A 22418-nucleotide genomic window follows, 5' to 3' on the forward strand; every position below is an offset into this window, starting at 1 on the left:
CTGTTGGGATAACGCAGTTGCAGAGAGTTTCTTTAAAACTATAAAAACAGAAATGATATACCAGCAGATATATAAAACAAGATCGAAGGCCAGTTTAGCCATTTTTGAATATATAGAGGTATGGTATAATAGAAAAAGAAGACACTCTTTTTTGGGGTACTTATCGCCATTAGAGTTTGCAAACAGCTCAATAAACCCTAAAATCGCAGCTTAAAAAAGAAAAAAATCTAAAGTAATGCTTCTCAATAAAAATAATAATATGACAACAAAAAATCTCTAGTAGACTATTGCAATTCCACTCTCCACTTCGCGTTGCTCCGGTCGAGATGACGACGATTCCATTGAGTCTGTCATTCTGAACGCAGTGAAGACCTTGAAGCAAGCATGAATACCATTAAAACTCCTAACAACCAATGAATAATCCCTAAGCTATGAAATGCCGAACCTAAATAGCCTCGATGCGAGGGTAGTAAATTCATTAAAGTACAATGTAAACACCATACAGATTCTTCACTGCGTTCAGAATGACATGAATAGCATAAACAAAAACAGGGCTGCTTTCGCTATGAATGCAACCCTGTTTTTAATAATATTATTAGGCATTTGACCTTAAGCCTTATACCCTAAACCTTCAACCTCCACTTATTTCTGTCTGAAATAAATCTGGATTGGTGCACCAGAAAAATCGAAGTTTTCTCTCAATTTATTCTCGATGAAACGTTTATACGGATCTTTAATGTACTGTGGCAAGTTGCAGAAAAAGGCAAACATTGGCGAAGTGGCATTAATTTGTGTGATATATTTTATCTTAATGTGTTTTCCTTTTAATGCTGGTGGTGGGAATTTCTCGATCAACGGCAACATGACATCATTTAATTTAGATGTAGGAATTTTCTTACTACGGTTTTTATAAACTTCCAAAGCAGCTTCAATTGCTTTGAAGATACGTTGCTTGTTTAATACCGAAGTAAATACAATTGGCACATCGGTAAACGGGCGGATACGCTCATGAATCTGCTCTTCGAAAGCTTTCATGGTTTGGGTATTTTTTTCAATTAAATCCCATTTGTTAACCAGAATTACAATACCTTTTTTGTTCTTCTCAGCCAGGTGGAAAATATTAATATCCTGGCTTTCGATTCCTTCTACGGCATCGATCATTAACACCACAACATCAGCTTCTTCTAAGGCTTTAATGGTACGCATTACCGAATAAAACTCTAAGTTTTCTTTAACCTTGGTTTTTTTACGTAATCCGGCAGTATCGATCAGCATAAACTCATGACCGAACTGGTTATAATGGATTTTGATCGAATCGCGGGTTGTACCTGCATTTGCAGTAACGATATTACGTTCCTTACCAATCAGTGCATTAACCAAAGAAGATTTACCCACATTCGGACGACCTGCGATGGTAATTTTAGGCAATTGGTTTTCTTCTTCAGGAATGTCTTCGAAGTTCTTAACAACCTCATCTAACAACTCTCCTGTTCCAGAACCCGTCATTGATGATAATGCATATACTTCGCCTAATCCGAAGCCATAAAAGGTATGGATTTCGTTATATAAAGCGGTATTGTCTACTTTATTTGCACAAACATAAACGGGTTTATTACTTCTGCGCAGTACTTGGGCGATGTCGTCGTCTAAATCGGTGATACCTGTAGTTACATCAACCATAAAGATTAATACACTGGCTTCTTCGATCGCGATCATTACCTGCTCGCGAATTGCAGCTTCGTAAACATCTTCTGAATTGGCTACATAACCACCAGTATCGATTACGGTAAATTGCCTGTCTGTCCACTCGCCTACGCCATAGTGCCTATCGCGGGTTACGCCGCTTATATCATCTACAATCGCCTTACGGCTTTCGGTTAATCTATTAAAAAGGGTACTTTTGCCTACGTTTGGCCTGCCTACGATGGCTATAATATTACTCATGGGTGTTCTATTGATAGTTAATGGCTTATAGTTAACGGTCGTGATGTTTAAGCAAGCTGCCTAAACTATTTTGGCTATCAGCCATTGACTATCAACTACTAACCGATCTATTTCGGGCTGCAAAGGTACGGTTATTTTTCGTAACCTCTATTAATATTAATTTTTATACTTTTCTAAAAGTCCTTTTATTACTTCTTCGGTTAATTGATTTCCCTCCAACAAAGGAAAACCTTCCCATCTTACAATTCCTTTCGGATCGATAAGAATAGCATGCGGAATGCCTTTAACCTGAAGCGAATCTTTTACTGTCCCCTTCGTGTCGATGGCTTCAAAATAGTTGATTTTAGGATTACTAAAAGCTTCTACTTTTTCTGCTGCCTCATCAGAAACCCCAATAATGACAATTTTATCGGCATATTTCTTTTGGAGATCGTTTAAGGTAGGAATATATGCGCGGCATGGTCCGCACCAGGTTGCCCAAAAATCAATCAGGACAAACTTCCCTTTGGTATCAGGCTGTTTTGAAATCCATTTTTCGACCACCAGTTCTGGCGCTTTTTCATTCAGGATAGATTTTGCCCACAATTTTTTACCATTGTTTGATTCCTGTGCAAAAACCGCTGTACCCATTAACAGCAAGAGAAACGTTAATCTTATTTTCATCCTTATTAATTCTATCTAATAAAAATCGAAATTAATTATCGTAACCAAAGCTTTTTAGGTAATTCTTTTTACTTCTCCAGTCGGGGATTACCTTAACAAACATTTCTAAGAAAACTTTGCTGTCTAAAAATTTCTCGATTTCTAAACGCGCCTCAGTACCAACTTTCTTCAACATGCTCCCTGCAGTACCGATTAAAATGTTCTTTTGCGAATCGCGTTCTACCACAATTTCTGCAGTAATCCTGATCATCGCACCTTTCCCGTTTTTCAGTTCTTCTTCTTTAAAACTCTTTACAATTACCTCGGTGCTGTAAGGAATTTCTTTTTGATAATTAAGGAAGATTTTTTCGCGGATAATCTCCGAAACGAAGAAACGTTCTGAGCGATCCGTTAAATCTTCTTTGTCGTAATATGGTGGATGTTCTGGCAACATTTCCAGCACGCGGTCCAATAATCCGTCGACATTGTGTTTATGTAAAGCCGAAATTGCATAAATAGCAACCGGATTTAACTTCTCCTGCCAGTAAGCAATCTTCTCATCAACCTGTTCTTGTAATGCCTTATCAATTTTATTAATGAGTACAATTGTAGGAATATTACGGTTCAGAATTTTCTCTAAAACGTCCTCTTCATCGTGTGCTTCATTAATGTCGGTTACGAATAAAAGTACGTCGGCATCGGTCAAAGATCCGTTCACAAAGCTCATCATACTCTCTTGTAAACTGTATTTTGGCTTAATTATACCCGGAGTATCAGAGAAAACGATCTGATATTCTTCTTCATTTACGATCCCTAAAATGCGGTGTCTTGTGGTTTGTGCCTTAGGAGTTATAATGCTAAGTCGCTCGCCTACAAGCACATTCATGAGGGTAGATTTACCTACATTTGGTTTACCTATTATACTAACAAAACCTGCTTTATGCGCCATTAAAATATTTTTTAAAAAAAATTTGCAGCACAAAGAAACGAATTATATCTTTGCATTCCAATTCGGAAACAGAGTTAAGGATTTAATTCAACGAAAAAACGAGTTGTATAGAGTGCGGGGTGGAGCAGTTGGTAGCTCGTCGGGCTCATAACCCGAAGGTCGCACGTTCGAGTCGTGTCCCCGCTACCAAGAAGTTGGGAGTTGAGAGTGTTAAGTTGGGAGTTTCTCCAAACTAAATATTCCAAAGTCAAAACTCAGATTAATGGCCCGTTCGTCTAGGGGTGAGGACGCCAGATTTTCATTCTGGAAACAGGGGTTCGATTCCCCTACGGGCTACGAAACCGCTACAAGAGCTGAGCGGTTTTTTTTATCAGTTTCAACACTGTAAAATTGAAGGTTGGTATTTCCCTTAAAAATACATGAGAGTGCGGGGTGGAGCAGTTGGTAGCTCGTCGGGCTCATAACCCGAAGGTCGCACGTTCGAGTCGTGTCCCCGCTACCAAGAAGTTGGGAGTTGAGAGTGTTAAGTTAGGAGTTTCTCCAAACTAAATACTCCAAAGTCAAAACTCAGATTAATGGCCCGTTCGTCTAGGGGTGAGGACGCCAGATTTTCATTCTGGAAACAGGGGTTCGATTCCCCTACGGGCTACTTAAACCCGCTAACATATTGATTGTTAGCGGGTTTTGTGTTTTAATGATAGAATCAATTTCTGCTAAGATTATCAATAAGAGTTTGATTTTAAGTAATTTACACTGCTTTCGTTGTGTTCTAAACTCCCATCAAGGTTAGGTAAGGGATTTAGAACACTTTCATCCATCTCGTTATCGGTTTCTTCATCATCCATAATTATATTAACGATTATCTCGGCGACCAGATCTAGGAATTTATCTTCTTTTTCCTTTAAAATTACCTTTTTGCTTTTCTGTTTGCGTAGTGCATGTCTTTTCTTTTCCATTTCATTAAGATTTAAGGTTAAATAGAACTGAATCTTACGAATTTTTTAGGCTTATAATGACCCACTTTTTTCTTACTATAGTCTAACACCAAAACAAATTAAGATGAAAAGAATATTTAAATGTCATACCTGAAGAATCAGCAATATCAATGATAGAACTGTCAAAATCTCTCTGAAACAGCAAGTAAATTATGTTGTCGCAAGCTTTTATCACTTGATGGGGTATGACTTCTTTGTTTCTAAATGCATTAGTAAAACAGATTTATTTTTCTGTTATAGTAATTCTCTAAATTATCCATACCCAATCTTCAATAAAATCTCAGGACTTCCAAAAAATAAAATACATAAATTAGATACAAATTCAACCGACAACTAAAATGACCGGAACCTGTAAGCTTTGCCTCAATGAAAGTGAACTTAAGCAATCACATATTATTCCTGAATTTATGTATCAAAACGTTTATGATGAAAATCCAAAACGTTTCTATAGCTTAAATGTTGTTTTGGATAACGATGGTCAATCATCTTCAAAGATTCTTCAAAAAGGTGTACGTGAGCGTTTATTGTGCGAGGAGTGCGAAGGAAAATTCAGCAAATATGAAGATTACGCCGCAGAGACCATCTACGCTAAAAGAAATAGAAATAAGGCATACATAGCAAAGTCAAGTGTCTCAGCCGATGGTATCTACTTTCTCTACGAATATGAAGGATTTAGCTATAAAGAATTTAAAATATTTTTGATGAGTTTACTATGGCGTGTAATTATTTCAGAATCATATCATACGCCTGAAATCGATGCTAAATTTGTAGAGCAGCTAAGAACGGCACTTCATAATGAAAACCCCCTAGATTATGATGATTTTGGTTGCTTAGTTCAAGTTCTTAAAGATAGAACTGGCCAGATTGTTGGCAAGTTAATATTACAGCCTTATATGACTGGGGGAGTAAACAGTGATGTGCTGAACATTTTGATTGATGGATTTGTCTACAGCTTTTATTTGCAGTCCAAAATGATACCAGAAAGCCAAAAGACTCCCTTTTTAAAACAAGATGGTAAAATGGAAATCATTGGTCGCTTACTTGAAGCTGACAGAGGTTTGGTTGATAAATTAAAAGCAGCGTTTGACTTTTTTACGAAGAAAATAAAAAATAATGGAAGCTGATTTTCAGACATTCGCGAACAATAAGGAATTGATTGCGAACATCGAGTCAAACCTTGATTATCTTAATGATCAATTTAACGTACTAAAAGACCTAACCAAAATAACTGTTAGTGATGAGAGTTTCAATCAGGCTATAACCGCTTTCTATAAGGTATTTGAATTGATTCCTCTCCTCGCTCCACATATTAATTCCTATGAAATGCCTTTTTTTAGAGCACGGCACAATAAAATAAAAAACAAGCTTTATAAAAACATAGGAGACATTTCTTACAATAAGGAAAGACCAGATTTGATTGAAGCGGGGAGATTTAATCAACCGAAACAAGCTGTATTTTATGCTTCGCTACCTTTTGAAAACATCCCAATTAATCCAAGTCTAACCGCATGTCTCGAAACATGCAAAGGGCTGACAGATCAAAATCATCCAGTGCAGTTAACAGACTTTACGATTAGCAGATGGAAGATAAAATCGCCATTCTACGTAATCAATTTTTGCTTTGACGAAGACCATCTGAAGGCAAATGCTGAACTGAAACTTCAGACAGACGAATACCTAAACAACATCAAAGCATGCTTGAATAAATATGCATCGGACTTTGTGCTTGAATTTTTAACGTATTTTTCCGAAATGAGTGGAAATAGGACACCAACAAAAAATGAATATTATATTCTTACTGCAATGTTTTACGCCATGCGTTACTATTATAAGGAGAAGCTAAAAAAAGATATTCATGGTTTAATCTATCCAAGTGCAATGACAGAGACAAATGGTTTAAACATTGTCTTAACTACAACTGCTGTAGACAAATTTCTAAAACCAGACAAGGTAGCTATGTACAGGTTTTTCTTAGATGGTAAGACTTATCATGCTGCCCCTTGTTCCAATGCCGTTGATATCTTAAATGATGAATTTAATATTACCGGATTTCGCAGAATACCTGAAAATAGATGGTACACAGTTGAATGCGAAGCCGAAAATGGAGGACCACTAAAGGAATCTAGAGATTAATTAATTAGACCTAACAAAATGCAAAAAATAGAAGGAAAACTTTATACTCCATTTCAGAAAAAACATAAGAAAGTCTCAGTTGATAGAAAAGATGGTAGCTGGAATTTTACATTTGAGGATGAATTGAAATGGGAACGTCTTGATGCAACAGTAAATCGTGTAAGAGCTAGTGAAGGATACATGGTTAGTTCGTTTAGAGAACTTATTGATGAAGTTGCAATTGTTACCATTAACAATAAGAATTTTGAGATGTTCTACAGGGGGCAGTTGGACGACTACAAAAATAATACAGCTGAATATTTCAAAGATCGAGTTGCAAAATCAACAATATACCCAACAATATGTCGACCCGAAAAGAATTCTGATGGGAAAACGAAGTATTCTATTAAAAAAAACCAAATCATTGAAAGGTATGATCGGTTGGAACAAATGATCAAACTTGTGGAAGGCAAAAAAAGGCGGTATTTCAAAGAATACTATTATGCACTCTTTCAGCATTATGATATTCTCCCAACACCATTAATCGATATTACTCAATCTCTTAGGGTAGCTGCGACATTTGCTTTAAGGAATTCTAGTAGTGGCTATCTATATGTTTTTGGCCTTCCTTATCCCAATCAGAGTATATCATACTATTCCGACTTAGGGATAGTTCTAATCAAACTTCAAAATGTTTTGCAGACAGATTCTTTAAGGCCAAGATACCAAGAAGGTTTTTTAGTTGGGAAATATCCGATTGTTCCGACAAAGACACAAGGCGATGATCTTGCTAACAGAATGGTGGCGAAATTTAAATTAGATAACACCGATGGCAAATTTTGGGATAAACATTTTCCGCCTATGCCTGAAGAGGTGCTTTATCCTAAGAATGACAGTATTGAATTGGAATTATTGAAGGCAAAGCGAGAATTCGACAAGCTAGTTTAATGATATTCAACATGCTGGAGATACTTGGCATAATATAAACTAACATAAAATAATTTCCACTCGTTTTGAGTGATTTTTGTTTTAATACTTCTTCAACAGCATCAACGTCTGGGTGATGTCAGCCTTTTCTCTTTGGTCCAATGGCTAAGGTTAGGATATTGGCAAATTATCAAAATCTAGTTGGTTTTAAGATTTTGTAAATCAAATACTTATACACATTTTATTTCGTAATAAAATGAAAATCAATGACTATATGAGGATTTTAGTGCGTTGTAGCAGGCGAGAAATCGTCATTGCGAGAAGGCTTTTTCAGCCGACGAAGCAATCTTACAACTGTTGCTACTAGCGTTCGCTTTAAGATTGCTTCGTGCCTCGCAATGACGACTTTTCTTTAGAATCTAATTCAAAGATTTCCCCCTGCCTGCATCAGGCAGGGAGAAACGATGAGAAAGAATTTTTATTATAACCGGATTATTTCACCAGTCTTCACCGATTCATCACAGGCAAAAGCAATCCTCAGGCTGTTTACAGCATCTTCAGTGGCATCGGTTAAATCTATATCTTCGGTAATGGCTTTTAAGAAATATCTTTGTTCACGGTTGCACAGTTCCTGGTGATCGGGTTCATCGGTAAGGTCTATCCATTCATCGGCCTTGCTGAATTCATCATGAGCATCTAAATCGGCATGATGTATTTTAATCGATTCGGTTTTGGTATGCGAATCAATATGATCAGAGTTTCCGGCTGCACCTGCTTTTTTAGCCATGATTGATACTGATCCCTTCGGGCCAAAAACATCTTTAATAAAAAAAGCATTATCGCTCACCATTGGGCCCCAGCCCGCTTCATACCAACCGACAGAACCATCTTCGAAACGGATCTGCAGCTGCCCATAATTGTAATTCCATTCAGGGATCTCGTCAGTAAGCCTGGCACCAATTGCACTTACCTGTACAGGTTTTGATCGTGTCATCTGGCACATGATATCGATATAATGTACGGCACAGTCTACAATAGGGCTTAAACTTTTCATCAGGTTACGGTGTACCGTCCATTTAGGCCCATGACTCTGTTGGTTCAGGTTCATGCGCATCACCAAAGGTTTTCCCATTTCCTGAGCCAGCTCAGTAAATTTCTCCCATGATGGATGGTAGCGGAGGATATATCCTACCAATAACTTTTTGTTTGCTTTTTTTGCTGCTTCTGCCACTTTTATTGCACCTGCTACGCTATCGGCTAATGGTTTTTCGATAAACACATGGCAACCACTTTCGAAAGATTTTATGGCATAAGCTTCGTGTGTATCGGGATAAGTAGAAATGCAAACGGCATCTGGTTTGGTTATTTCAAGTGCCTCGTAAAAATCAGTATAAACATCATATCGCCCACCTAATTTTTGATTGAGGATTTCTTTGCTTTTCCCAGTTGAAACTAAGCCACATATTTCAAAACCTGCTAAGGTGTGATAGGCTGTGGCATGGGAAGCACCCATATTGCCACAGCCTACTACTAATACCTTTAAATTCTTATTTCCTGTCATTTATTAAAGCTGTAATGTTCTAAGGTTGAAAACAATAACGTTAATAGAACGTAAGTTTTGGGTGTTTATATCTGATATCAAATTGTTGCGAAATATTCCGTCATTGCGAGGCTGGGTATGAGCGAGCCAGCCTGTACCGATTCATCGGTAAAGCAATCTATCATGTACTTATTATCAAAAAAGATTGCTTCACTCCTGCGCAAAGCCCTTTCTTCAGTTCGCAATGACGAAATTAAGCCCCAGAACTCACGTTAATAGAAGAACCACCAAAAGTTTTTAAACCTGGGTGAAGCGGCAGCCTCCGTTTTTCACGGAGCTACAGCACAACACAGGACTAACAATAAAATGAAATAGTAGATTGCTTTTCAAAAAACCTTCATCACTCATTTTGACGTAATTTCGACCTCCTACCTTAATTATTAAACGTCCAGGCTCCAACCTTTTCGGTATTCGCGTTTCACAAACTGGTTTACTTCGTCAAAATTGGTCACCTTCATGTTTACCTTATCCCAAAGCATTTTAATATCCCTGCCCGGGTAACTGATTTTACCTGCTGCATCTCTGCGCTGTACATCTGTTCCTCTAATGGCCAGATTGGCAATCAATAAAGTTTCGGTAAGCGGCCCGGCAATTTCAAATGGCGAACTCAGTTCTATTTTCCCATAACCGGCAATTGCAGCTTCAGCAAATCGAGTATAATGGCCTTCTTCCTGGTTAACAATACGTGGAATAGTGATTTTAGTTTTATCTGATTCGTTGCGCGAGAGTGGCAGTAACCTCGGGTTTTTACCATAAGTTTCGCAGATCATTTTACCTTTTGTACCGATAAAAAGTACACCATTATCGCCGAAACTTTCATTAGGTCCTAATTCTTCCGGACGCTCTGGCTTAATGCCCCCGTCCATCCAATGCACCTGAACCTCGTGTTTGGTTTTTGGCGTTTTGGCAAAAGTTAAAATGACATGGCTTGATGGCGGGCAGCTTTCTGGTAAATAGGCACGTTTAAATTCATCTACATATACACTGCCTACACTGCATTCTACGCTGATCGGGGTATCCAGGCCTAACACCCTAAAAGGGGGCTCTACTAAGTGGCAGCCCATATCGCCAATGGCACCAGTGCCGTAATCCCACCATCCCCTCCAGTTAAAGGGAACCAGTTTATTTACATATTCTTTATATGGAGCACTGCCCAACCACAGGTCCCAATCGAGTTCTTTTGGTATTTCGGCTTTTCCTGTTGGCCACGAAATTCCCTGTGGCCATACCGGTCGGTTGGTCCAACAGTAAACGGTATGAACTTTACCTATCCTGCCTGCATCGTACCATTCCTGAAGTCTTCTTACACCATCTCCTGAAGCACCTTGATTACCCATCTGCGTTACCACTTTATAGCGATTTGCAGCTTCGGTTAGCATCCTGGCTTCATAAATATCGTGCGTTAAAGGTTTTTGAACATATACGTGTTTACCTAGTTGCATGGCTGCCATGGCAATTTGCGCGTGGGTATGATCGGGTGTGGATACGGTTACAGCATCAATATTTTTGCCTTCCTTATCCAATAACTCACGGTAATCTTTATAATATTTTGCCTTTGGGAAGTTTTTTAATGAATTTGCCGCTCTTCTATCATCTACATCGCATAAAAATGCAACATCAGTTTTACCGCCCCTCACAATACTGGCAATATCGCTTTCTCCTTTTCCACCTGCACCTATTCCAGCCAATTGTAAACGATCGCTTGGCGCCAGAAAGCCTGGCCCACCCAATACATGGCGGGGTACGATCATAAATCCAGCGGCGGCTAGTGCTGTTGTTTTAATAAAGTTTCTTCTCGAATTTTCGGTTTTCGAATTTGCCTTATCTTCTATCATTATTTGGGATCTTATAATGCTAAATTATATTTATTTCTTTTTAGTTGCAGCTTTTGTATCGGTTTCTTTTTGAGCTGGCGCTTTCTCGCTCAAATCTTTAATCCTGATGTTGCGGAACTGCACTGGAGAACCATGGCCCAGAAAACCGATGTGTCCGCTTTCACGTAGTAAACCTGGGTGCTCCTGATGATCGGGAGTACCATTTTTCTTAAACGGCTCAATATCGCCATCTAAAATTACGGTACCATTAAGAATTACTTTGATTTTCGATCCTTTGGCAATTACCTCTTCGTAGTTCCACTCACCCGTTGGTTTTAAAAAACCTCTTTTGGCAGGGATAGTGCCATAAACCGAACCATGGTACTGGTACACTTTTAGATCTTTATAAATTGGGGCATCATTATCCAATATCTGTAATTCCATACCCGCATAAGCTGCATCGCCTTCTAAAGGCGCTCTAATTCCTAAACCGTTGTTTGCACCAGGGGTTAATTGAAATTCGAAACGGTAAACAAAATCGCTGAATTCATCCTTGGTGAATAAATTACCACCTGATCCTTTACCTGGTTTTGGCCTGATGGCGATGTTTCCATCTTCAATAACATAATCGGTAGTATTACCTGTCCAGCTATGCATATTGGTTCCATCGAACAAAACTTTATACCCTTCTTTTTTCTCTTGTGCACTCAACTCAAAAGGTTTTGGACGAGGTATTTCTTTGATGTAGATATCGCGGTAAGCTACCGGCGATCCATGCGCCTGCAGTTCGATTTGCTCTTCTGCAAAGATCGGCAAACTTCTGTTCCAATAATTTTCTAAGATTACATTGTCGGTAACCAATTGTCCGTTCAGATAAACAGTAACACGGTCGCCTTTCATTAAGATTCTGAATGTATTCCACTCATCTAACTTGTTATCTGCTACTTTAAGCGGTTTACTTTCGTTCGTTTGATTGTTGTACAAGCCCCCAGAACCTACTTGAGCACCAACTTTTGTACGGGCAAGGTCCCAGATCTGTACCTGTGGCGTACCGCGCAGATAAATACCTGCATCGCCTTCTCCTTTTTTATCGTCGATGATTTTCCAGTCTACCAGCATTTCAAAATCGCCATATTTTTTAACGGTAGCAAGGTTATTGCCATGACTTTGAAACTGCAGTTCGCCGTTAATCACTTTCCAGCTTTCCTTTGCTTCAGCATCTGCTTTTGTTTGCGCTTCTGCTAAGGTTTTTTCATCCATTTTTGATCTTTTGATCGGATCGGCCACAAGTCCTTTCCAACCAGATAAATCTTTGCCATTAAAAACCTGAACAAAGCCTTCACCAGCTTTCATTTCAGAAATATACTTACGCATACCTTCTTTCTGATAACCTGCATCGCCTCCGGTAATTACGGCAATGGTTTTATTTAACAAGCCTTTTACAATATCGCCATTGTAAGTTCCGGCCATGGTAATATTCATCACCGCGTTTGCCGCAGCCTGTTGCAAAGTAGCATTATCTAAAAACTGACCTGCAAATACAATTGCATTAAAACACTTGGCCTGTTCGGTATCTTTAAGGATCTGCTGTTGTTGTACCGGGGTTTTAGCCACTGCCATCGCATTGCGCAATAGTAGTAAACGTTGCTCAGCAGGATACTTTGTATTTCTTACTAAAGTTAAGTAACCCGCAATCGCCTGGTTTAAAAAGTCTGGATTACTGGTGGTACGCGCAATGCTGATCAGAGCATCGGTTGAGCCTGCATCCGACCATGATGAAAGTGCTTCGATTGCAGCTTTTTTGGTAGCATCGTCGCCTGTGGCATATGCTTCTGATACCGATTTTAACGATTGCTGACCGCCTAAGCTGCCCAGCACCTTATAGAACAGCAGTTTCTTATCAGCTGGGGTACTGCTCATTTGCTGAAGAATGGCATTGGTTTGTGCCTCTTTATCTGCTGTTCCTTTTACCGATGCAATAATGGCATCTTGTACAGCGGTAAGTTCGCCGGCATCGGTGGTTTTATTTAAAAGATCAAATAATTGCGCTTTATTTTCGGCTACAGCAATATGTTGCAATGAAAGAAATGCTGCTTTTCTAACTTCAGGTTGTTTACTGTTTAATGCAGCATAAATAACTTCAGTTTGGCTTGTTGCTGCACGGGCAGCTAAAATATTAATCAAAACAACCTGAACTTCTGGTTTAGCTTTCGGGATATAAGCGCCAACTTTAGCGGCTACACTTTCACCCTTTATTCTTAAAATACCATTAGAAATACCCGCAATATCTGCTGCATTTCCTTTACCCATTAACTTCAACAAATCGTCTAGAACCTCTTCTTGTCCAAGTTTTACGGCAGCGTTAATTGCAGCCAGCTTTACCTCTTGGTCGTCACTTTTAATTAATTTAAGTACGACTGGCAATGCAGATTTTGCCTTGCTATTACCCAGCATATCTAAAATAGAAACCTGAGTTGGGGCATCAACCTTTTTTAGCTGGCTTAGCCAGGCTGCATTGTTGGTGTCATTTACACCAGCAGCAGCAAATTTAACCGCAGCCGCACGAAATTCGAACTGTTTATCGTTCATAGCAGCCAACAAGACCTGTTGATCAGTTTGTGTTGCCGAAAGTAATTTTAAGGCCGCAATACGTTCGTTTACCTGATCATCAGCCGTTGCTTTTTCTAGTATTGTTTTAGCTATTGTTTCTACTCCGGTTTTATCTGTTGCTACATTTTTCTGTGCATACACCAATAAAGCCGCAACCGCATTGGTTTGGTCGTATTTATAACCTGCTTGTTCAGCAGCTTTTACCAAAATTTGTTTAGCAGATGCATCGCCAATATTGGCCAAGGCATACAAACTTACCTTGGTTAATGCTTTGTCTGTTCCAGTAGCCAATGGCGCAATAGCTGAGGCAGCTGCTTTAGCATTAGTGTGCCCCAATGCTTCTACAATAGAGATTTTGGCCTGACCATTTGCTTTACTTAAGCCACTAACCAATGCATTTGTAGCAGAGGTTGTACCAATTTTGGCTAGTGCTCTCGATGCTTCGTCAGCCAATTGTTCGTCGGCAAGATAACCTGTTAAACAAGCTACCGCAGCATCATTCCCTACCAGATCGAACTGACTGATGATAAATGCTTTGTTTTCTTTATCGGATAGTTTAGCCAGTGATTTGCAATAGGCACTGATTGCCATACTTCTTAAGTTCTGTTGACCGGTTTTGGTAGCATAAGCAGTAAAACCACCTACTGCATACTCAATAAGGGCGTTATTTCCTTTGGCAGAAGCTGTTAAACCACTAATTAAGGTTACGTACCCTTCTTCACCTAAATCGGCAACTTCTTTCATATTGCGTTCTAGTTGCGCTGCGTTTCTGGCTGGTAGTTGCGCCAATAAATCGGCAATACGAGTGGTGGTGGTTCTCTCGTCTTTTTTATCTTGGGCTAGGGCCTTTACCGTAAATAATGCATCGGAAAGCATTAAAATGGCTAACAGCACTAATAATATTTTTTTGTTCATGATGGTTTGTATTTTGGGATGTTTTAAATAGAAAATGGTGCACGCATTACTGGATTAATCAATCTGTTAGCAGCCTCATCATCTACGAATTCTTGTTTAACTGGGTCGAACTTTAAAGATCTTCCCAATCTTAAGGCAGCCAAACCAATATTTACAATGTTGCATGATCGGTGTCCGTTCTCTTCATTTAAAGCGAATTTCTTTCTTGTTCTCACCGATTCAGAAAACTCAACAATCTCCGGATCAGGATCAGGGAATTGCGCCAATTTACGTTCTAGATCAGGGATATCAGATTTAAACCCTGGATACAATTTACCTTTCGGACCTTCTATATAAGGAACATTAGTATCTTTACCTTCACCATCCAAAATAATCTGGCAGCCATCGGCATAGGTATAAGTAATCCTGCGCCAAATGCCTACTGCATCGGTATGCTGTTGTGGTGCATCAACCTCTACAGAAATTGGGTTGGTATCATCCTTACCTAAAAAGTATTGAATCGGGTCGATGTAATGCTGTCCCATATCACTTAATCCGCCACCATCATAATCCCAATAACCTCTAAAAGTTTGGTGAACGCGGTGTGCATTGTAAGGCTTATATGGTGCAGGGCCTAACCATGCATTATAATCTAATTCTGGCGGTACAGGCTGAGGCTCTAAATGATCTTTACCCACCCAATAAAATTTCCAGTCGTAGCCAGTATGTTTACTTACAGTTACTTTTAATGGCCAGCCCAACATGCCGCTATCAACCAGTTTTTTAATTGGTTTTACAGTTGTACCCATTCCATAAAAAGTATCTTTAAACCTAAACCAGGTGTTTAACCTAAACATTCTGCCATGCTGTTTTACGGCCTCTACCACTCGTTTTCCTTCGCCTATAGTGTGGGTCATTGGTTTTTCGCACCAAATATCTTTTCCTGCATTGGCAGCATCTACAGCCATTATACCATGCCAGTGTGGCGGGGTAGCAATGTGTACAATATCTACTTCAGGCAATTGTATCAATTCTCTATAATCACTAAATGTTTTTACACCTTTATCTAACATTGACGCAGCTTGTTTAAGGTGGTTCTGATCAACATCACATATGGCTACTACCTGGGTACCCTCGTAGCCAAAATGGCCTCTACCCATTCCCCCAACACCTATTACGGCTTTGGTTAATTTATCGCTTGGGGCAAGATATCCTTGCCCGCCCAATACATATCTTGGAACAATAGTAAATGCTGCCAGGCCAATTGCAGATTTTTTGATAAAATCGCGTCTGGTGTTCTGTTCTTTTTGTGGTTCTTCTTTAGTTTTCATTTGTTATTGGTGTTGTAAAAAAACTGATACGATAGTTTGGTTCCAAAAGCATTAGGGTGCTGAAACATATGGTTTATCGATCTGGTTAGATTAAAATTACAAGGTTAATGTTAATAAGAAATTATTATAAAGACAAAACATCGTTGATTTCTTTACGAATTAAAAAAACTTTAATAAATTTTTAATAGAAGTTATCTATATTTATCAAAATAGTACAATTAATGGCATGAATCTTAATCTATTAAATAACCTAACATCAGATACCAACGATAAGCAGTCGGTTCAAAAACACAAGCTCATCAAACATCTTTTTAATTCAGGCGCCTCTTCCGTTTCTACTTTATGCGAGATCATGGAAATGAGTACGCCGAGTATTCTGAAACTTCTGATTGGCTTGATTGATGAAGGTTGGGTAGAAAAGAAGGGTTATGGTTTATCTATTGGCGGACGAAAACCCGACCTTTATCGTTTAAAGGATAAAAAGATTCTGATTCTCTGTATCGACATTGAATTATTTAATACTAAAATAGCCATTATTGATAACAACTATAATTTTGTGCTGGATGTTAAAACTATTATGGTACCCATATCAAAAAGCAGGACCGATTTTTTCAATATTTTACATACACACCTTCAGGATATTTTAAAATCGGCAGGCATTCAGCGTAAGCAGTTTATTGGCTGTAGTGTTGGTATGCCCGGCTTAATTGATGCCGAAAAGGGCGAAAATTACAGTTATTTCTTAAGTGATGGTGAAAACATTCCTTTAACTGCCGCATTTGAAAAAATGCTAAATATACCTGTAGTGATCCAAAATGATGTGAATGGCTCATCAATGGCAGAGTTTACCCACGGAATGGCTAAAGGCAAAAAAAATGTACTCGTATTGTTAATGGACTGGGGCGTGGGTTTAGGCATTATAATGGATGGTAAACTGAGGCAAGGTACCAGTGGTTTTTCTGGCGAATTAGGTCACATGCCTTTTGTAGAGAATGGCGCACTTTGTTACTGTGGAAAACATGGCTGCCTCGAAACCATTGCATCAGGAAACGCCTTATCAGAAATGGCAAAAGAAGGTATTTTATCGGGCAAAAACTCGATGCTTAATAACCTTTCTAACGAAGAGCTAGAAAGAATTGAACCCGCTTTGATTATTAAAGCCGCAAATAAAGGTGATCAATATGCCATCCAGCTGCTCTCCAATGTTGGCACTCACATGGGTAAAGGAATAGCTGTCCTTATCCAATTATTCAACCCTGAACTCATTATTTTAAGCGGCAAAATTGCCGGGGCCAAACAGTACATCACATTACCCATGCAACAAGCAATAAACACCTATTGTATGACCCAAATTAGAGAAAAAACAACGATAGTTTCTTCTGAGCTGGGCGAAAACTCCAGATTATTAGGATATGCAGCAACGGGCATTGATCAATTTTTAGGCGCCTACATCAAAAAAGTAAAAAAGCTTAAAAAGTAATATTCCGAATGGCGCAAAACACCCTAAATTTGTCTGTTATCGGCACCTTATTTTCCGATAGCTTATTTAGATTTGTATGGCAAAATTTAAACCAAGACCCATGGAAACATATAAGAAAGCAGGACATGAAAAGGTAAATGGCATTAACATGTATTATGAAATTTACGGTGAAGGAGAAATCCCACTGGTACTGATACATGGCGGTGGTTCTACCATTCAATCTACGTTCGGCAGACTTATTCCTTTTTTGGCAAAATCTGGTCAGGTTATAGCTGTTGAGCTTCAGGCTCACGGACGTACCAGCGATCGTGACCAAGCAGAATCTTTTGAACAGGATGCAAAGGACATGGCCACTTTATTAAACCAGCTAAAAATAACAAAAGCCAATTTTTTAGGCTTTAGTAACGGTGGAACAACAACCTTGCATATAGCAGCACACTATCCAGTCGTGGCGAATAAAATCATCGTGATTTCGGCCAATTATCAACGCGACGGCTTAATTGATGGCTTTTATAGTGGCTTTGGAGATGCAACCATAGACCATATGCCAGAGCCGCTTAAAATAGCTTTTTTAGCCGTAAATCCAGATCAAAACGCATTACAGACCATGTTCGAAAAGGACAAGCAGCGTATGCTCGATTTTACCGACCTGAGCGACGATGATCTGAGGGGAATTACCTCCGATACGCTTTTAATGGTGGCAGATAAGGATGTGATCAAGCCCGAACATGTGGTTAAAATGTCGAGATTGATTGCAAATACGCAGCTGGTTATTTTACCTGGGGTGCATGGCGCTATGATTGGCGAAAACCTGAATCCGGATGTAACCGACAAAACAATTGAGATTACAGTACATCTGGTGGAAACTTTTTTGAACCAATAGTTACTCGGTTATATGTGTATTGAGTTTATCCACATAAAAATTACCCTCGTCTGATTTAGCATTTAATACCTTTGCTGGATGGAACACGTATTGGATAATCCAATTTATTATGCCTTAACATCTGGTCATAGCCATATTGCAAAAGGCATTGATAAGGTAAAATATTATCTTGAAGATATCACAGCATTTGCCGGCTTAAAAGATAATTCACAGGAGAATCTAAACACGCTTTATCGAATCAGCCCTGCGAAAAGCCTTTTCGTATTTTTCTCAAAAACACCTGTCGAAATACCTGCACAGTGGAAATTGCTAACCCATATCGATATGTTCCAGTTTATTTTCCGCGGCAAGGAAGTGCCAACAGCAGATGCAACGGGAATAACAGACCTTGATCTGGAGCATGTTGAAGAAATGATCGATCTGGTAGACTTAACCAAACCAGGACCTTTTCTGGCCAAAACCATCCACCTTAGTAATTACACAGGCATATTTAGTGATGGGAAATTGGCTGCTATGGCCGGGCACCGATTCCATCCCACTCCTTATCGCGAAGTAAGTGCGGTTTGTACCCATCCTGATCATTTAGGCAAAGGTTATGCCTTTAAGATTTTACAAGAACAGATTAAACGCATACTGCTCCGTTCGGAAATACCCTTTCTACACGTTAGAAACGATAATGAAGGGGCCATTAAACTCTACCATAAACTGGGATTTGAGATCAGGACAGATATGATTGCCTATGTTATCAAAAAAGAGGCTTAGGCCAAGAAGAGAATGTTTCTAAATAGAAAACCGTTCAGAAATTACCACTTCAATGCTTTAGTTTTGCACTAAACTAACACATACATGTCTAAAACAAAACTTACCATTAACAATAACGGCTCTGTTAAAATTGAGGGCGATTTCGAAATTGTAGATAGAAACGGAAATACTTATGGCTTACAGGGCAGAGAAGTACTTTCGATCTGCCGTTGTGGTTTATCAAAAAACAAGCCTTTTTGCGATGGCGCACATAACGGCCATTTTGAGCATGAGGCGATAGCCTTTGATCTTCCTCCGAAAAAGGTTTAATCTATCGTCATCTCGACTGAAGCGTAGCGAAATGGAGAGATCTATCGAGTCAGATTTACCTTCGCTTAGCCCCTGGTTCTCGACTGCGCTGCACTTCGCTCGAAATGACAGTTCTAGTATGTTTTAAGTAAAAATTAATCGAAAATAAGCTATTCATTCTTTTTTGGAAGCAAAGGCGCTGTTCTCTGTGGCAGCCTGTAGCCCCGCTTTCCCTCCTGCCATTTTTAAAACCTGGGAAAAGAAAATACGTCGATAAAAATGGCATCCGTACAATCGGGCTTAGGTTTGAAAGACCCGATTTTCATTTCTTGATGTTAAATAAATCTAAAAGATGTAAGCTCGAATATATATTTACCTTAAATCATCAATTCCAACTTTTGCTTTAGGCCAAGGCTGAATAAATTAAACACCAATCTTTGATGGCGCTGTGCCATAAACTTTCTTAAATGCGAAAGAGAAATGTGACAAGTCTTTAAAACCAACTTCGAGATAAACATCGGATGATTTCCAGCCTTTTTCGGTTAGGAGATAATAAGCATCGTTCAAACGTTTTTTCTGCAACCAACGGTTGGGCGAAAGATTAAAGGTCTTCTCAAAATCTCTTTTAAACGTCGCCAAACTTCTCCCGGTTAAATAAGCAAAACGGTTAATATCTACATTGAATTTATAATTGGCATTCATATAAGCTTCCAGATCAATTTTTCCGGGCTCTGAAAAATCAAAAAGTACATCTTTTAATACCGGGTTGGTCTGTAGTAAAATCATAACAACCTCCTTAACCTTTAAATCAACCAAAGCTTGGTTAACCCCGTTATTTCCGTCTAAATACGGCCATATCGAATCGATATAATTTTTCAACAGGCTATTCGCCTCTAATGCTAAACCTTTAAGCTCGTGATTGGGCTTTTGCATGTGCAGATCATATTCTTTGCTGATACTATGCAAAATATCCTGATCAATGTTGATGCTGATGGATTTAAATTCTCCGCCTGCTGGTGGGTATTTTGTATACCGCGCCAATTGATTCCGCCGAAAGAATCTAAAATCGCCGTCAGAAAACACAAATTTTTCTCTGCCAATAAAAATCTCAGAAGTACCTGCTATAACTAATCCCACTGAATGATTAGGGATAAATTGTTCGCCCTCGCTACTTTTTTGGGCATAACAGGAATATAGGATATTAGGACGTTTGGCTTGATTTGACATTTGATCAAATTTACAATTTTAACCACAGATAATAAGGATGCACACAGATAAGATAACAACAAAAATCTGTGTTTATCTGTGTGCATCTGTGGTTAATATACATATGAAAGTTGGAGAATTAATGCAACTATTTTTTAGTAAAAGATTTACCGAGATCAGTAGTCAAAAAATTCTCAGCCTCATCATGATCGGTTGATAAACTTACCTTCATCCATTTTTCCATTTCGATTGCTCTTGCTGCATCGGCATGTTTAAGCATTCCAATGGCTTCACTTCCGAACACTAAATGTATAGGTGGCTCAGGATTTTCTACCAAATCTAACATCGCTTTCGCTGCCTTTTCTGGATCGCCCATAGGCACAAAATTGCCGCTCTGAAAGAAATCTGCACGTTTTCCTACCGTGGTTTCGTAACCTTCCACATGCGGCGCATAAGACATAGAGGCGCCCGCCCAATCGGTACGGAAACCACCTGGCTCTACACTGGTTACATAAATACCTAAATCTACTACTTCTTTGGCCAAAGCTTCACTAAACCCACTAAGGCCAAATTTTGCTGCCTGATAAATACTCACACCTGCATTACCTACGCGCCCACCGATTGAACTGATCTGAAGAATCCTGCCCGATCGTTGTTTGCGCATAAATGGTAATACCGCCCTGGTAATCTCGATCGGTGCATATAAATTTGTTTCCAACTGACTGCGTACTTGCTCTTCTGTAAAAGCTTCGGCAGCACCAACAATACCAAAACCAGCGTTATTTACCAAAACATCTATTTTGCCAAAATGGGCCACAGCGGTTTCCACTGCTAAATGAACCTGATCGTAATCTGTAACATCTAAGGTAATTGGAAGAATCTGATCAGGATATTTTTCTACAAAGTCTTTTAAGGCATCGGTATTTCTTGCTGTCGCTGCAACTAAATCGCCTTTTGCCAATACTTGTGCTGTTAAGTCGCGTCCCAATCCGCGGGCGCTACCTGTTATAAACCAAACTTTTTTCATTTTTTCTATATTTTATGAATCAAAGGTAGGTTGATTTGCGAGGTGAAGCTTTGCTTTGAAGCTCAATTTACTTTGTTAAAAAGCTCATTCCCTTTATCAGAACTTTTCAACTCAATTTGATGTTGAATAATAGATAATAAATAAGTTATGGCGAAAGAAAAGAGAAAAAGCAAAAAGAAAAAGGATAAAAAGAAGGGCAAGAAAAACAAGCTGGGTGTTAAAAATTCACTTGTAAATAACATCAATGCCCGAAAGAAGAAAGGGAAATCGAGGTCCAAGAAGAAATCAAAAATTAGCAAAAAAGCCTATAAAAAAATGCAAAAAGGCTGGAAAAGGTAACTATTGATGTTTGCCTGCCCAAAAATCCGGGCAGGCAGTTGGATAAAAAAGCCTTCTGTCCATAATGATTAAGTTTATCCGTCTCTTAGGTTCCTTAGCTCAGCTATGCCATCTTGCAATCTAATCTCTCATCCCTCAATTTAAACAGACTTCACCTTCGTTTTGTGATGGGTAAAATAGGATAGCAATAATACCATTAAAAATACAACTGGGCCAACGCGGTTATTGATCGGATCGCCCGAAGCGGTATGCGCAATAAATGCCGAAATAAATGTAAATGCGAAACCGGCGTATGCCCATTCTTTCCATTGCCCTTTTATCGGTACCAATAGCAAAACCGCACCTAAAATTTTGGCAACGGCTAATTCTATTCTAAAATAATCAGGAAAGCCAAAGTGATGAAAAGCCTGCTTAATGGTTTCATTGCTGAGATAAGAATAGGCTGAGAAAGTCATCATTAACGAAACTAAAGCGGTTGATATCCAATAAATAATTTTGATTGTTTTTGTTTTCATATTATTTTTTTGATGCAAACTTATGCAGTTTTACTATCTAAAAGATACTAGTATCCCAAAGGATAGTACTATCCTTTACGAAAGCTTATACCTTTGTATC

At 38.9% G+C, this 22418-nt stretch carries 20 protein-coding genes and 4 tRNA genes; 13 read left to right on the forward strand and 11 right to left on the reverse strand.

Annotation, left to right across the window (positions count from 1 at the left end; genetic code table 11):
* A partial coding sequence (locus EZ456_RS22865; protein WP_165501389.1) for an IS3 family transposase occupies positions 1-214 on the forward strand: 214 nt, incomplete at its 5' end.
* A 428-nt stretch (positions 215-642) separates the two neighbouring features.
* Here the strand turns inward: EZ456_RS22865 and der are convergent.
* The 3 genes from der to era form a co-directional block, all read right to left on the reverse strand.
* Positions 643-1944, reverse strand: a complete 1302-nt coding sequence (gene der / locus EZ456_RS22870) for a ribosome biogenesis GTPase Der (protein ID WP_131534193.1) — start codon at positions 1942-1944, stop codon at positions 643-645.
* 156 nt (positions 1945-2100) lie between these two features.
* On the reverse strand, positions 2101-2607 hold the full coding sequence (locus EZ456_RS22875; RefSeq protein WP_131534196.1) for a TlpA family protein disulfide reductase: 507 nt from the start codon (positions 2605-2607) through the stop codon (positions 2101-2103).
* 31 nt (positions 2608-2638) lie between these two features.
* Positions 2639-3535 carry a GTPase Era gene (gene era, locus EZ456_RS22880; protein ID WP_131534198.1) on the reverse strand — a complete coding sequence of 299 codons (897 nt, stop codon included), beginning with the start codon at positions 3533-3535 and terminating at the stop codon, positions 2639-2641.
* Positions 3536-3648: 113 nt separating this feature from the next.
* On the opposite strand from era, the gene EZ456_RS22885 reads away from it, so the two are divergent.
* The 4 genes from EZ456_RS22885 to EZ456_RS22900 all read left to right on the forward strand — a co-directional run bounded on the left by EZ456_RS22885 (position 3649) and on the right by EZ456_RS22900 (position 4184).
* Positions 3649-3724, forward strand: a tRNA-Met gene (locus EZ456_RS22885).
* A gap of 75 nt (positions 3725-3799) precedes the next feature.
* A tRNA-Glu gene (locus EZ456_RS22890) sits at positions 3800-3871 on the forward strand.
* Between the two features lie 90 nt (positions 3872-3961).
* A tRNA-Met gene (locus tag EZ456_RS22895) sits at positions 3962-4037 on the forward strand.
* A gap of 75 nt (positions 4038-4112) precedes the next feature.
* A tRNA-Glu gene (locus EZ456_RS22900) sits at positions 4113-4184 on the forward strand.
* A 73-nt stretch (positions 4185-4257) separates the two neighbouring features.
* Here EZ456_RS22900 and EZ456_RS22905 read toward each other — a convergent pair.
* Entirely contained in the window at positions 4258-4491 is a 234-nt protein-coding gene (locus EZ456_RS22905) for a hypothetical protein (protein ID WP_131534200.1), read from the reverse strand.
* A gap of 377 nt (positions 4492-4868) precedes the next feature.
* Here EZ456_RS22905 and EZ456_RS22910 point away from each other — a divergent pair, with 377 nt between their 5' ends.
* The 3 genes from EZ456_RS22910 to EZ456_RS22920 are packed head-to-tail and all read left to right on the forward strand — an operon-like array spanning position 4869 to position 7590.
* Entirely contained in the window at positions 4869-5654 is a 786-nt protein-coding gene (locus EZ456_RS22910; RefSeq protein WP_131534202.1) for a hypothetical protein, read from the forward strand.
* Positions 5644-6663, forward strand: coding sequence for a hypothetical protein (locus EZ456_RS22915; protein ID WP_131534204.1), 1020 nt, complete (start codon positions 5644-5646; stop codon positions 6661-6663). Before EZ456_RS22910 ends, EZ456_RS22915 begins: the two co-directional genes overlap by 11 nt.
* Before the next feature lie 18 nt (positions 6664-6681).
* Entirely contained in the window at positions 6682-7590 is a 909-nt protein-coding gene (locus EZ456_RS22920; RefSeq protein ID WP_131534206.1) for an FRG domain-containing protein, read from the forward strand.
* A 460-nt stretch (positions 7591-8050) separates the two neighbouring features.
* Here the strand turns inward: EZ456_RS22920 and EZ456_RS22925 are convergent, their stop codons facing one another.
* From EZ456_RS22925 to EZ456_RS22940, 4 genes are all read right to left on the reverse strand, one after another.
* Positions 8051-9130 (reverse strand): Gfo/Idh/MocA family protein, encoded by a 1080-nt coding sequence (locus EZ456_RS22925; protein WP_131534208.1) that lies wholly within the window; start codon positions 9128-9130, stop codon positions 8051-8053.
* A 419-nt stretch (positions 9131-9549) separates the two neighbouring features.
* The gene (locus EZ456_RS22930; protein ID WP_131534210.1) at positions 9550-11004 is read right to left on the reverse strand and encodes a Gfo/Idh/MocA family protein; all 1455 of its coding nucleotides are present in this window, start codon (positions 11002-11004) and stop codon (positions 9550-9552) included.
* Positions 11005-11034: 30 nt separating this feature from the next.
* The gene (locus EZ456_RS22935; RefSeq protein ID WP_131534212.1) at positions 11035-14508 is read right to left on the reverse strand and encodes a DUF1080 domain-containing protein; all 3474 of its coding nucleotides are present in this window, start codon (positions 14506-14508) and stop codon (positions 11035-11037) included.
* 23 nt (positions 14509-14531) lie between these two features.
* Positions 14532-15818: a Gfo/Idh/MocA family oxidoreductase gene (locus EZ456_RS22940; RefSeq protein ID WP_131534214.1), complete on the reverse strand. Its 1287-nt coding sequence runs from the start codon at positions 15816-15818 to the stop codon at positions 14532-14534.
* A gap of 226 nt (positions 15819-16044) precedes the next feature.
* Between EZ456_RS22940 and EZ456_RS22945 the strand changes: the two genes are divergently transcribed.
* The 4 genes from EZ456_RS22945 to EZ456_RS22960 all read left to right on the forward strand — a co-directional run bounded on the left by EZ456_RS22945 (position 16045) and on the right by EZ456_RS22960 (position 19252).
* The gene (locus EZ456_RS22945) at positions 16045-17298 is read left to right on the forward strand and encodes an ROK family protein (protein WP_131534216.1); all 1254 of its coding nucleotides are present in this window, start codon (positions 16045-16047) and stop codon (positions 17296-17298) included.
* A gap of 100 nt (positions 17299-17398) precedes the next feature.
* Complete coding sequence (locus tag EZ456_RS22950) at positions 17399-18181, forward strand: alpha/beta fold hydrolase (protein WP_165501396.1); 783 nt, start codon at positions 17399-17401, stop codon at positions 18179-18181.
* A gap of 78 nt (positions 18182-18259) precedes the next feature.
* The gene (locus tag EZ456_RS22955; RefSeq protein WP_131534220.1) at positions 18260-18943 is read left to right on the forward strand and encodes a GNAT family N-acetyltransferase; all 684 of its coding nucleotides are present in this window, start codon (positions 18260-18262) and stop codon (positions 18941-18943) included.
* An 84-nt stretch (positions 18944-19027) separates the two neighbouring features.
* Positions 19028-19252, forward strand: coding sequence for a CDGSH iron-sulfur domain-containing protein (locus EZ456_RS22960; protein ID WP_086548824.1), 225 nt, complete (start codon positions 19028-19030; stop codon positions 19250-19252).
* Between the two features lie 402 nt (positions 19253-19654).
* Here EZ456_RS22960 and EZ456_RS22965 read toward each other — a convergent pair whose 3' ends face one another.
* Complete coding sequence (locus tag EZ456_RS22965; RefSeq protein ID WP_131534222.1) at positions 19655-20458, reverse strand: helix-turn-helix domain-containing protein; 804 nt, start codon at positions 20456-20458, stop codon at positions 19655-19657.
* 127 nt (positions 20459-20585) lie between these two features.
* Positions 20586-21464 (reverse strand): oxidoreductase, encoded by an 879-nt coding sequence (locus EZ456_RS22970; RefSeq protein WP_131534224.1) that lies wholly within the window; start codon positions 21462-21464, stop codon positions 20586-20588.
* A 147-nt stretch (positions 21465-21611) separates the two neighbouring features.
* Between EZ456_RS22970 and EZ456_RS22975 the strand changes: the two genes are divergently transcribed.
* Entirely contained in the window at positions 21612-21803 is a 192-nt protein-coding gene (locus EZ456_RS22975) for a hypothetical protein (protein ID WP_131534226.1), read from the forward strand.
* A gap of 140 nt (positions 21804-21943) precedes the next feature.
* Here the strand turns inward: EZ456_RS22975 and EZ456_RS22980 are convergent, their stop codons facing one another.
* Positions 21944-22318, reverse strand: coding sequence for a DoxX family protein (locus EZ456_RS22980; RefSeq protein WP_131534228.1), 375 nt, complete (start codon positions 22316-22318; stop codon positions 21944-21946).
* Between the last annotated feature and the right edge of the window lie 100 nt (positions 22319-22418).

It is taken from the genome of Pedobacter psychrodurus (genome assembly GCF_004331735.1).
GTDB lineage: Bacteria > Bacteroidota > Bacteroidia > Sphingobacteriales > Sphingobacteriaceae > Pedobacter > Pedobacter psychrodurus.